The following is a 10,505-nucleotide window of genomic DNA, read 5'->3' as shown; positions in this document are numbered from 1 at the left end:
ACCAGTCCCCGAACACCCACGAGACCAACTACACCGCTACGCTCCCGTCAGCGGCATAAATCCACCACCGTGTCCAAGAACCGGGGGTATGGCCCATCGGCGCTCGGGCCCGTATGAACCATTCGTACATGTAGTCATCGCGATGCTGGACGATGAGGGCCGCCTCGGTCACCTCAAGGTCAACGGGCCGGCCAGGGGAGGCGTCGAGCGCGGCAGCGATCTCGGCCGCGGGCTGCTGTCCGTTGGAGTAGGCCAGGCTCAGGTGCGGCTGGTAACCCGCGGCTGCCTCGGGGACCTCGGTCGCTCCCAGGACCTCGCCCAGTGCGATGCGGATAGCGTCTCGTACCTGGGTGATCTGGTTCGAAGGCAGCGCCGGGATTGCGATCGCCTCGGGTCGGACGATCGGGCGGTGGAACTGGACGAATACGCGGTCGAGTTGGGCCAAACGCTCCCGCACCGCCGTGACGATGCGGTCGACCTGGGCATCGTCGACGTCAGCGACGTGGCCGACACCCTGCATCGTGACATGGAGCCAGCGGCGGGGAACCAGGTCAAGTCCGCCGAACGGCGAGAGCACGGACTGGTAGTGGTCGACGAGCTGGTGAAGACCTTCGCGACCGTCGAAGGTCAGGTGCCAGGTGTAGAACCGGGTGCCTACCTGCCAGCCAGGTCGCCACCACCAGTGGTTGCGCAAGGCATCGGCGTGCGTCGTGGTCCAGTCGATCGGGGTGCTCACAGACGTAGTTCTCCTGGTCAGATGTCAGAGTGTTGGGGAGGCAGTTCGGCCTCCTCCGGGATGTCGTATTCGTCGATGATCTGCACGTGGGTCGCGGACCAAGCCGACTCGGAGACCTCGAGAATCGTTCCGTCCTGCGCCCGGGCGACATGGATGAGGTGGACCACGGCGGCGCCGCTCGGCAGTCCCAGTGCAACAGCTTGCTCGACGGTCGGAGGTCCTGCGCGCCAGACGTCACGGGCCGAGGTGTACGTCTTGCCGGCGAGCTCCTCCACACACAGGAACAGGGCTTTCGGTACGACGACCGGATCTTCGAGGTAGGTGCCCGCGGCAATCCCTAGCGGAAGGTAGCTCGCGCCGATCTCCTCGATCTGGCCTGTGACCGGGTCGGACAGAAGACGGTGCCGCGCAATGACCTCGGTATCGGGAGAGATCTCCATTGCCACCGCGATGTGATCCGGTACGACCTGTCGGCCGGCCTCCACGATCCGATGCTCAAGGTCGGAGCTGAGGAGCTGTCGGTCGCTACGGGCACGCCCGTAGCGTGCCCGGGAGTACCGCGAGCGGAGCTTGCGCGACTGAACGAATGTTCCACGGCCCTGCATCGATTCGATCAGGCCCTCGGAGCGCAGCTGAGCCAATGCCGACCGGATGGTCACTGCCGAGACCTTGAAGTGGTCGGCCAGCTCGCTCTCCGTCGGCAGCTTGGCGCCTGGAGCGTACCTGCCCGACCTGATGTCGCCTCGCAGTGAGTTCGCGACGTACTGGTTCTTCAGCTGAGCCGGCACCCGGACTCCTTCGGTCTTTGGGTCTTTATAAGAACTCTTGACTCAGCTTACGCGCTGAGTCACTCTGGAGAGGTCCGTACAAAGACCTAAAGACCTAAAGACCTAAAGACCTGTTCTCGGGCTCGAGGGGTGATCTGATGGACCTGGACATGGACGTACGGCCTGCTCGGGCCGTGACGGTGGAACAGGCCACCCCTCAGGTGATCCACGTGTGGTTCGGCCAATACCGGATCGCTACCTACCGCGCCGACAAGCAGCTCGCCGACCGGTACGCCGCCGCGATGGCCGCGGGTTTCGCCGGCCTGCACATCACGACCGCGCCAGCGGCCGACGAGACCAGCCCGCCGTGGCTCCCAGACGACGAACGACAGTGGGCCTTGACGGGCTTCGGTGGGGCTGGCCGCTGATGCGCCTTCGCCGCTTTCGGCTGTGCCGCCGCCACGACGTGTCCGGCGTCAGCGGCACCGGTCACCCCGCAGAGGGCGTCGAGTTCAGCGACGGATCGGTGGCGCTGCGGTGGACCGGAGACCATCCCGCAACGTCGGTGTGGCCGGACATCACGGCTGTACTGGCGATCCACGGCCACAACGGAGCCACCGTCATCGAGTGGATCGACGATCCAACCGGCAATGGCCTCGTCCACCACTTCGCGGCCTCGTGCCGCCAGTGAACCCGGTGTGACCGGCGGCAGTCCCTTCTGCTCTCCTGCGCTGCCGCCGGTCACACCGACCCAACGCCGTGCTGAGGAGCCGGCGAGAAGAACTTCGGGCCCCTCTGTCACAGACCGGGCCGGGACTGGGCCTTCTGTGGATATGAGCACCTCGACAGGCGGTCCTTAGCGAATGGGCCGGACTGCTTCGGACGTGCCGGTCGTTCCTGATCGGCAGGCAGCCGTCGTGCTCCTCATCGGCCCCGGTGGCGCTCCCTGCGATTCCGGCGCGGGCGCCACCGGGCACCACCCCGAACATGTCGATGGGAGATCGAACCTGCCAGCGACCGGCATCGGCAGGCTCAGCACAGCGCTGCGCATCTCGTCCGACGCTCTGGCGCCGTGGTTTGTCGCAACCCTGCTCGCCACGGGCGGGCACGGACTGGAGTGGCTGGCGCGTTGGATGCCGGCCGAATGCTGCAGGCCGACGCGATGCGCTCCCAGTAGTCGACCGCGAGGTATCGCGAGATCCAGACCCCTTACCCGAGCTGAAGCCGGAGATGATGACGATGAGCGATTCCAGCAACGAGACCCGCAAACCCCCGCCAACCGACGAACTCGGCCGATCGAAAGGCCCCTGGCTGAGCGTCCAGGCATGGAGGATCGTGGCGACCGCTCTGACCATGGGCGTAGCCGGCCTCAGTGCGATCTGGGTCCTGTACGGCGCCCCGGACCGGTACAGCGACATGCCGACCTGGTTCCGCAATGTTGCGGTCATCAACCTCGCGTTGCTCATCTTCTGGGTGGTCGTCGGCACACGGCTCAAGAGGTCGCCGTGAAGAACAGCTGCCGGCATCGCCGCCGCTGGCCCACGTGCAGTGCCACCGGCAAGCACCGCCTCAATGAGCTGAAGGACGTCAAAGCGGAACTGCACGCGGCTCGCGTTGCCAGAGGGCGTGCCACGGTGAACGGAGCTGTCCCGAACTGGGCTGTGGTCGACTGGACTGAATGCGCCGCCTGTGGCGGGTTTCACCTGACAAGCCGTCCGAAACCGAAGTGGACGACAGTGCGCCGGCGGACCCCTTTGGCCGTTGCGTTGCGGTTGGGATGGCAGATCGCATGCTGAGACACATGCGCCCCCAGTGCTCGACATCGGCGCGAATCCAGCGGGGCCAAGGCCCTGCCCACGTCATGGCGTGGGGCTTGGTGGTCGAGCGATGCATCGGTCGGCAGACCTCGCACAGCGTCCCTGAGGATCTTGGACAACCCAGCTGGCCAAGACAGTCAGCGCCGTTCTCGTTGCCTGAGGCACCACACAACCCAGTGCCTACGGCGACGCACTCGCCAGGACGTCCAGCCCTTGCGGCCCCGCGCGCAACGCTGCCGGCCGCACAGGCCACAGTTGTTCACCCCCGAAGACCCCATGCGGGGTGCTTCGGGGGTGAACAATCGGGCGCCGGAATGATGTTTAGGGCTGCGGTTGGCGCTAGCGTGGAGGGGAACCAACCACCGGGGCTAGCCACCCCAGACCGAGGGAGTTTCCCTATGTCCACAACAGTTGAGACTGCGCCTCAGACATCAGCTCAGGCGGCAGAGAGCGGGGCCGCCGCGCCGCAGAACAAGGCTCGTGCGTACTACTGGCCTTCGTCAGGCCGTGTGGTCGCCGCAACCGCGCGGAGCGAGATTCCCGCCGACGCGACGCCTTTGCCGGAGCCCGGCGAGGTCGTGAACCTCAGCGGGGCCGCGCTCGGAGACTGGATCGGCCTCGTTGAACCGGTCACCGGCCCGCAGGTTACGGCGCGTCTGCACCGCAACGGCGTGGTGTCGACCCACTCTGTGCAGGTCTCGAGCCTGCACGCTGATCGGGTTGTCATTGGCTCCGCAGATCAGCCCGCCACGTTCGCCCTCAAGGCCCTGAGCACGGCCTACGCGGACGCTGACCGGGCGCAGCAGGAGCAGAACTGGTGGAAGGCCTCGCTCGTCGAGGACGCCCACGAATGGGCCAACAGCAACGATCTGTGCTCACGCTTCGATGAGTTCATGCGCGAGCACGACCTGCCCGCGCGGGTCTTCGATCACCGCGCCGAGGTCGATGTCACGGTGACACTGACACTGACCGTCACCGGCCACGACGACGACCAGGCCCGCGATCAGGTCGATCGCGAGCTGGTGATCGATGCGCTCAACGACCGCAGCTCGCTCGATCTGGTGTCGTTCGAGGTCGTCAGCGTCGAAAGGGATTGATGATGTCCTACACCACCTATGTCGTCCTGGCGATCGACCATGGCCCGGAGACCACGCCGCACCTGTGGGATTGGCAGGTGCTGGGTGACCACCCGGACCGCATCGAAGTCCTGACTCATGCCCAGGTGCTCAACAGCGAGGGCGTTGGACTGTCCGAGCAGGTCCGCGATCGGTGGCAGGCTGAGTGGCTGATGCTCGCACTCGAGCAGCCGTTGTGCCTGCGGTGCGGTGCGACCCGTGAGGAGCCCGACCGGGAGTGCTCTCTGTGCTTCCGGCGCAGCAGCCATTCGGCCACCGCTGCACAGTGACCTAACCCTCCCGTGAGGTGTGGTTGCGACCGCAACCGCGACCACACCTCACAGCCCTGCAAACCCAAGGGACCCCATGCCGGGTGGTCCGGCGAGGTTGCTGCGCCCTGCTGCTGCGCCCTGTTGCTGACGTGATGTGCGGTGGCTCGTCGACGGGTCACGACACCATCGCGCGGCACTGCTCGCTGCCGCCTGCCCAAAGGAGCTGATCGAAGATGCCCGTAGTGCGCCGACGAGGGTCGCCGAGATGACATTGCCTGCTTGGGGCGAGATGTCCGACACCGATCGCGCGGCCGCGGTCGCCTTCGCCTGGCACTGCCGGCACCGGGGCGCACGGCACGCCCTCGAGCACGCACCCTGCCGCTACATCGACGCGCAGGCTCTGCAAGATCTCGACGTCACCGCGGCCGGCCTCCACGCACTGCTGGTGTGCGGGCCACTCGAGGAGCTGATCAGACGGATCGGCAAACCCGAATACGACCGGATCTACAACCTCGCCCTACCAAGACCTACCTGCTGACCACAACACGTGTGCCGGCCCGCCGTAAACGAAAGGACACGACAGGGTGACGATGACCCGCGACTCATTGACCAGCACAGCTGTTAAGACCAGCCAGGCCAGCGTCACCGAGATCGCCCCCAGTATTGCCGCGGTCGCGGCATGCCTGGAGGACGGTGTGTGCTGGCAGCTCCGGTCGAAGGAACATACCTCGAAGCCAAAGCACTTCCTCGTGCACGCCGACGCAGTCAAAGCCATGGACGAGACCTTCAACTTCGTTGAGAAGCGGACCTGCATGGACTCAGACTGCGTGGCCACAAGAGCAGCCGCTATCGACGCGTTCCACGAACTGCAGTCGAAGGTCGAGCAGGATCAAGCCGCGACAGCGCGTGCCTGGCACCTGGTCGCCACGAGCAATGGCGAGACCACCAAGGCTGACACGAAATCCGCCTTCATCGTGTCGATCGCTGCTGCGACGCTGCTGAGCTGGACTGCTGGCAGCAGCACGCTGCACGTCAATCAACCACTGCGATGGCTGGCCACCACGTTCCTCCTCGCGAGCGTCCTGGCCGTCGTTTGGGCCGTGCGCCCTCGCATGCCACGCCCATCGACGGGCGCCGGAAATGCCGCCGGAATGAACTTCGGCGCTGTGCGCCGGCTGTCAGCCGACGAACTCGCCGCGGCGCTCCGCGGTATCGACGAGCTCGCCGCGGCCACCTGCGAAGCCGTCGAGCTCGCTCGCATCGTTCACACCAAGTACGCCGTACTCGGGTGGGCAGTAGCCGCCGGCGCGTGCGGACTGATCCTCAGCGTTGCCGCTGTCGCTGTCGGCTGAGCAAGCCGAGTGCCGCCAGAGGGATCACCGACCTCAGCCGTACGGCTGGCTTGGTCCACGACGGTCACCAGTCGTCGCTCGTGAAGTCGCTGAGGAGGGACTCCTCGATTGCGTCATCGACACCGAGACCATCAGTGGCTGAGTGATCAGCAAGGTCGTCCGTGTGGGCCTCGGTGGTGTTCGGTTCGTCGGCTGTGTGGCTCATACCGCCAATTGCACCCGCGCAAGCCCGGGCGGCCGGTTCTGACACGCCCACAGCGTTGGAACAGCAGGCCGAGCGACGTCCTGTTCAGCCTCGGTCGGCTCCGGCATGCCGACGTGCGTCGATGCCCTGAGCTGCCCGCCTCAGCAGGCTCGTCACCCAGGAACAGAATGTGAGACCGATTGCTTCGACATCACAAGCTGAACCATCCGGCCACAGACGAAGGTCGGGCCTGACTCGACGTCAACGCGACCATGCAGCCCTGGTCAGGACTGAATAGCCGAACCGCACCACCATCAGGCACCACCATCAGGTGCCACCATCAAGCGCCCATGCGCGGCGTTGCGACTGTGCCGGCTGGCTGTCATGCCCGCGCGGGACGGCGCTGACCAGCTGCCTCACTTGCACCCCACGCGGCGTGGAGTACAGATGAAGTCGATTCTCCTGATCGCGTGCCGACTTGCGACCCATGCCCGCGTGACCCCCTTGCCGCGCGGAGCGTAGCCGATCGTGCGGTAGCAGACAGAGTCTGACATCGTGTTCGATGCTGTCGCGCCGTTACGGCCCCCAACGAGGAGAATCAAATGGTTCAGCGGACCACGATCAGACTCACCGACGATCTCGACGGCAGCGATATCCCTGCGGGTAAAGGCCAGACGGTGCAATTCGCCCTGGACGGGGCTTCCTATGAGATCGACCTGAAGACGAAGCACGAGGCCACGCTCCGCAGGGCTCTGCAGCCGTTCATCGCCGCTGGCCGGCGATCGGCACCGTCGCGGCGCGGCCCGCGCCGGAGCGCCGCCGAAGCTGCCGAGACCCGACGTATCAAGGCCTGGGCGCGGGAGAACGGCTACCAGGTTGCCGACCGGGGCCGTGTCTCGCGGCGCGTCCGTGAGGCCTACAACCAGGCCAACTAGGGATTCAGACGCGAGCCGGCGGTCGTCGCGGTGGATGAGATCAGGGCTCGAGGTTGCGCGATTGTCCTTGAGTCCTCCGGGAACGGCCGTACACCTCGGGGTCATCGTCGGGGTTCCAGCCAGGGTCGAGACGCGACCGGAGTTGCCGACTGTGGTTGAGAACGGTGCGGATCGCTGCCATCTTCTCTTCGAACGAGCTGGTCTCGTCGGCGAGTATGACGTTGATGGCGGCAACCTTTTCGGCGGCAGTCATGTCGCGGTCGTCGTCTACCCGGGATTGCGCCGGAGTGGGCATGGAGGGTCGATCACGTCATCGATGACGGAGAGTGAACTTTCCACGGAGTGTGCTCTGCAAGCACCAGACGGTGCGTGCGCTGAATCCCGGCGCTGCCGGAGCATGCGGGACCGCAGTGAATCCACTAAGTCAGTTGAGCTTCGGTGTAGAGCTCGGGGCATGGCGCAGACCCGGATGTCTTCCACACTCCGGAACCTCCAGCGCAGCTCGGAGAGATCCTTCGCGAGGCTGGCAGCAGTCTGCCGCCCCGGATCCCACGTGTTCATGGCGCCGACAACAGCCTCGAAGAGCCGTGCCCAGTTCGGACGGTCACAGCGCGCAAGGCTCTCTGCGATCTGCGCCAGGGAGGGAACATGCTGGTCCATGCGTGAGATCCCTCGCGGCCGACAGTGATGGGCTCGGAAAGAGGCGGGCCGGCACGGCGGACGCAGACTCGCGGCTCGTACGTCCGCCGCGCCGGCAGGGAAGAGTCCCTGGCCACCTGGGAATGTCAGCGACGGTGAGATCAGCTGACGGGGGCCGGAGACTCTGGCAGGAGGGAGAAGGGAGGCCCGGAGGCCAGCGACTGGAATCATCGCTGTGCACCGCCAGAAGGTGATGAATCAGCAGGACTGCCTGGTGCTTCAGGGGCGGCAGCCTCGGGCTCACAGCGGACGATGCCGTCGGAGAACTGGCGCCTCATGGCCTGTGCGAAGCGCTCCGCGCGGTTCCTCGCGCTGTCGGTCGGTGATCCGCTGACGACGTGGTCGACGCGCACCCTGCCGTCGACCGTCACTCGTACCCGGAACTTGTCCGGCAAGAACGCCTGGCGCGGTGCGCCTTGGCGTCCCGGCTGTGATTGCTGGCCCAAGGTCATCGCGCAGCCCTCTCGGTTCCGGGTGTCCCACGGGTAGGGCTGATGGGCGGCGGAATGACGGGCGAAGCACCCCGATGTGTACCGGCAGCCCGGTCTGCTGTAACCCAGGTGGGAGAACTGATTTCGCGATCCAGCTTCACTGGGCAGATCGACCAGGTGCCCCGTCGACAAGGGCCCTTGCGTTCGAGGACTGCGGTCCGAGAACCGGATCGTTCCCCGACCGAGGATGACCGCGGCGACGGTTGACGGACGTGCGTGAGGACTCCCGTGATCCGGCCCCCGATGTAGATGACGGCCCCCGCCGGCCGAGTCGCTCCCGACGCATCGGCAAGATTCTGGTCGTTGGTCACCAGGTGCCGTCCACAGGTACGTCGGGGTAATGCAGGGGGAGACAGCCGGGCGGCTTGCGGCCTTTGAACTCGATGTCCTTCCAGGTCTCGATGATCTGGAGGACCTCGTCGAGATCGAACAGGTACTCGCCCATGGGGCCTTTCACTGCGGGTATCCGCCCGGTCTTGGCGAGGCGTCTCAGCTGCATCTTGGTGTACCCGGTGTAACGCATCACTTCCACGGTTCGAGCCGTGTAGGCCGATGGTGCGGGCCCCGCCGACCTCGAGCCGGTGACCTGGCCGACCCGGTCGACCACCCACCCGTCGAGCAGGGTGGGAGCAGGTGTTCCGCGATCGGGCTCCTGGATCGGGCCGCGTTCGACGTCGTACATCTGCTGCTTCGGGTACAGGGACTCGATCTCCGCGGGGGTCCGGAACCGCAGCGGGCCGATCGGCGTACTGGCGAGCATGCTGGCCAGCAGCTCGGCGCGGTGCACACCCTCCTCGCTGTCGGGCAGCTGCAGGTGGGCCGAAACGGTGTAGGAGCCGTCGACCAGCTGGTCGACCCATTCGTCGATCACTTCTACGGCCTGCTCGGTGGGACCTGGGTAGTGCATCCAGGTGTCGCCGAACACGACCACGATCGGCTGGTCCCAGTCCAGCCAGCCGTCGATGTCGGGGTGCTGGCGTACTTGGAACGGCCGCCACGGGTCGGCAGGGTCGGTGGTGATGACGCGGACCTGGCCGGCCTGCGAGGTCGTGCGCAGGGCGCGGCTGTGGGCCGCGATGACCGGGTTGTCAGTGAGGTAGAGGACCTTGCGGTGAGGGTTGTGCGGCAGCACGATCCGGTACGTGTCACCTTCCGCGGTGGTCGCCGGGTAGCCCGGGCCGCAGTGGATCCACTGGCGCAGCTGCCGATCGGCAGCCAGCAGCCGCACCGCCCGGGCCCGGCCGGCCTCGAGCCGCCCGAACAGAAGACCGAGCTCGGGGAAGTCCCGCACCAACTTCGCGACGAGTTCCCGCTCCTGTCCCCATGCGTCCTTGCCATACAAGGCAGCCTCACGGAGACGCACCCAGTTCAGCCCGCCGATCCATCCGTCGTCCTGGGCGACCCCGTCCAGGTCTCTGCTGCTCGTTGGTGTCACGGTGGATCTCCTCTCGGCGAGCGGCGTCGATACCAGCGGGGTGGTGAACAGTGCAGACGTGGTGCGGGTTGCGGATCAGGAGGTGGAGTAGAGCGGCGCGGCGGACGCCGAGTCGGTGCTCGTACGTCCGCCGCACCGGCAGGGGAGGAGTCCCCGGCCCCTCGGGGGAGAGGGAGATGGCCGGTGTGGTTGCGGCTTCACCGGCCTGGGCCGAGGACTCCGGTAGGTGGGGCGGGATCTGCTCCGTTTAGTGAGGAGGTCCGCGGAGCATGGTTTGACGACAGCGGGTGAGGATGCCCGCGACCCCGCCCCGGTCTAGGTGACGACGGCCCCCTGACGTACCGATGTCGGAGCCGGCCGCTCATCCGGTCCCGGGTCGGGATCGTTGGTGACCCGGTGGGAGCGGAACTGGGCCTTGAGGGCGGCTTCGAAGGCCGCGGCCTTCGTCGCGGCGAGCGCCGGGTAGTCGATGATCGGATGCTCGCCGAGCCAGACCCTGACCCGGCGAGGCCCGTCGAGCAACGGTGCGGCCGTGACTGCTTGCCCGGCTGCTTGACTGCGCTGATCGTGACCCATGGTCAGGGGCCTTTCCGTGCGGTGGCGTGCCGGTGACTCCATCGAGGGTCGCCGCTGCATCACTCAGTGCGAGGGCCCTATCGAAGCATCTGGCATGCCAAAGTGGCAATCCCAGAATGGCATGCC

14 protein-coding genes are annotated in these 10,505 nt (G+C 66.4%); 8 read left to right on the top strand and 6 right to left on the bottom strand.

All coding sequences use genetic code 11. From position 1 onward, the window contains the following. Window positions 1-28 precede the first annotated feature (28 nt). On the bottom strand, window positions 29-736 hold the full coding sequence (locus ACFV9C_RS44040; protein WP_380203976.1) for a 2'-5' RNA ligase family protein: 708 nt from the start codon (window positions 734-736) through the stop codon (window positions 29-31). Window positions 737-753: 17 nt separating this feature from the next. Next, window positions 754-1,524: a GntR family transcriptional regulator gene (locus ACFV9C_RS44035; RefSeq protein WP_380203974.1), complete on the bottom strand. Its 771-nt coding sequence runs from the start codon at window positions 1,522-1,524 to the stop codon at window positions 754-756. Window positions 1,525-1,661: 137 nt separating this feature from the next. Here ACFV9C_RS44035 and ACFV9C_RS44030 point away from each other — a divergent pair, with 137 nt between their 5' ends. From ACFV9C_RS44030 to ACFV9C_RS44000, 7 genes are all read left to right on the top strand, one after another. Further along, window positions 1,662-1,931, top strand: a complete 270-nt coding sequence (locus tag ACFV9C_RS44030; protein WP_380203972.1) for a hypothetical protein — start codon at window positions 1,662-1,664, stop codon at window positions 1,929-1,931. Then, window positions 1,931-2,194: a hypothetical protein gene (locus tag ACFV9C_RS44025; protein ID WP_380203970.1), complete on the top strand. Its 264-nt coding sequence runs from the start codon at window positions 1,931-1,933 to the stop codon at window positions 2,192-2,194. The genes ACFV9C_RS44030 and ACFV9C_RS44025 overlap by 1 nt, the downstream gene beginning before the upstream one ends. A gap of 548 nt (window positions 2,195-2,742) precedes the next feature. Beyond that, window positions 2,743-3,012 carry a hypothetical protein gene (locus tag ACFV9C_RS44020; RefSeq protein ID WP_380203968.1) on the top strand — a complete coding sequence of 90 codons (270 nt, stop codon included), beginning with the start codon at window positions 2,743-2,745 and terminating at the stop codon, window positions 3,010-3,012. Window positions 3,013-3,718: 706 nt separating this feature from the next. After that, window positions 3,719-4,417: a hypothetical protein gene (locus ACFV9C_RS44015; protein WP_380203966.1), complete on the top strand. Its 699-nt coding sequence runs from the start codon at window positions 3,719-3,721 to the stop codon at window positions 4,415-4,417. Window positions 4,418-4,419: 2 nt separating this feature from the next. Further along, the gene (locus ACFV9C_RS44010; RefSeq protein WP_380203964.1) at window positions 4,420-4,725 is read left to right on the top strand and encodes a hypothetical protein; all 306 of its coding nucleotides are present in this window, start codon (window positions 4,420-4,422) and stop codon (window positions 4,723-4,725) included. Between the two features lie 247 nt (window positions 4,726-4,972). Continuing rightward, a complete protein-coding gene (locus tag ACFV9C_RS44005; protein ID WP_380203962.1) occupies window positions 4,973-5,245 on the top strand; it encodes a hypothetical protein in 273 nt (90 codons plus the stop codon). Window positions 5,246-5,297: 52 nt separating this feature from the next. Continuing rightward, window positions 5,298-6,059 (top strand): Pycsar system effector family protein, encoded by a 762-nt coding sequence (locus tag ACFV9C_RS44000; RefSeq protein WP_380203984.1) that lies wholly within the window; start codon window positions 5,298-5,300, stop codon window positions 6,057-6,059. A gap of 64 nt (window positions 6,060-6,123) precedes the next feature. Here the strand turns inward: ACFV9C_RS44000 and ACFV9C_RS43995 are convergent, their stop codons facing one another. Next, entirely contained in the window at window positions 6,124-6,264 is a 141-nt protein-coding gene (locus tag ACFV9C_RS43995; RefSeq protein ID WP_380203960.1) for a hypothetical protein, read from the bottom strand. Between the two features lie 581 nt (window positions 6,265-6,845). On the opposite strand from ACFV9C_RS43995, the gene ACFV9C_RS43990 reads away from it, so the two are divergent. Further along, on the top strand, window positions 6,846-7,178 hold the full coding sequence (locus ACFV9C_RS43990; protein WP_380203958.1) for an Lsr2 family protein: 333 nt from the start codon (window positions 6,846-6,848) through the stop codon (window positions 7,176-7,178). Window positions 7,179-7,218: 40 nt separating this feature from the next. Here ACFV9C_RS43990 and ACFV9C_RS43985 read toward each other — a convergent pair whose 3' ends face one another. From ACFV9C_RS43985 to ACFV9C_RS43975, 3 genes are all read right to left on the bottom strand, one after another. After that, on the bottom strand, window positions 7,219-7,431 hold the full coding sequence (locus ACFV9C_RS43985) for a hypothetical protein (protein ID WP_380203956.1): 213 nt from the start codon (window positions 7,429-7,431) through the stop codon (window positions 7,219-7,221). 1,244 nt (window positions 7,432-8,675) lie between these two features. Further along, the gene (locus ACFV9C_RS43980; RefSeq protein ID WP_380203954.1) at window positions 8,676-9,803 is read right to left on the bottom strand and encodes an SAM-dependent methyltransferase; all 1,128 of its coding nucleotides are present in this window, start codon (window positions 9,801-9,803) and stop codon (window positions 8,676-8,678) included. A gap of 315 nt (window positions 9,804-10,118) precedes the next feature. Continuing rightward, the gene (locus ACFV9C_RS43975) at window positions 10,119-10,379 is read right to left on the bottom strand and encodes a hypothetical protein (protein WP_380203952.1); all 261 of its coding nucleotides are present in this window, start codon (window positions 10,377-10,379) and stop codon (window positions 10,119-10,121) included. Between the last annotated feature and the right edge of the window lie 126 nt (window positions 10,380-10,505).

The organism is Kribbella sp. NPDC059898 (assembly GCF_042730855.1).
GTDB lineage: Bacteria > Actinomycetota > Actinomycetes > Propionibacteriales > Kribbellaceae > Kribbella.
This window is presented reverse-complemented; position numbering and strand designations above follow the sequence as displayed.

Bases quoted from the DNA above. Each gene is read 5' to 3' on its own strand.
- ACFV9C_RS44030 (WP_380203972.1), top strand. From the start codon at position 1,662: ATGGACCTGGACATGGACGTACGGCCTGCTCGGGCCGTGACGGTGGAA.
- ACFV9C_RS44025 (WP_380203970.1), top strand. From the start codon at position 1,931: ATGCGCCTTCGCCGCTTTCGGCTGTGCCGCCGCCACGACGTGTCCGGC.
- ACFV9C_RS44020 (WP_380203968.1), top strand. From the start codon at position 2,743: ATGAGCGATTCCAGCAACGAGACCCGCAAACCCCCGCCAACCGACGAA.
- ACFV9C_RS44015 (WP_380203966.1), top strand. From the start codon at position 3,719: ATGTCCACAACAGTTGAGACTGCGCCTCAGACATCAGCTCAGGCGGCA.
- ACFV9C_RS44010 (WP_380203964.1), top strand. From the start codon at position 4,420: ATGTCCTACACCACCTATGTCGTCCTGGCGATCGACCATGGCCCGGAG.
- ACFV9C_RS44005 (WP_380203962.1), top strand. From the start codon at position 4,973: ATGACATTGCCTGCTTGGGGCGAGATGTCCGACACCGATCGCGCGGCC.
- ACFV9C_RS44000 (WP_380203984.1), top strand. From the start codon at position 5,298: ATGACCCGCGACTCATTGACCAGCACAGCTGTTAAGACCAGCCAGGCC.
- ACFV9C_RS43995 (WP_380203960.1), bottom strand. From the start codon at position 6,264: ATGAGCCACACAGCCGACGAACCGAACACCACCGAGGCCCACACGGAC.
- ACFV9C_RS43990 (WP_380203958.1), top strand. From the start codon at position 6,846: ATGGTTCAGCGGACCACGATCAGACTCACCGACGATCTCGACGGCAGC.
- ACFV9C_RS43985 (WP_380203956.1), bottom strand. From the start codon at position 7,431: ATGACTGCCGCCGAAAAGGTTGCCGCCATCAACGTCATACTCGCCGAC.
- ACFV9C_RS43975 (WP_380203952.1), bottom strand. From the start codon at position 10,379: ATGGGTCACGATCAGCGCAGTCAAGCAGCCGGGCAAGCAGTCACGGCC.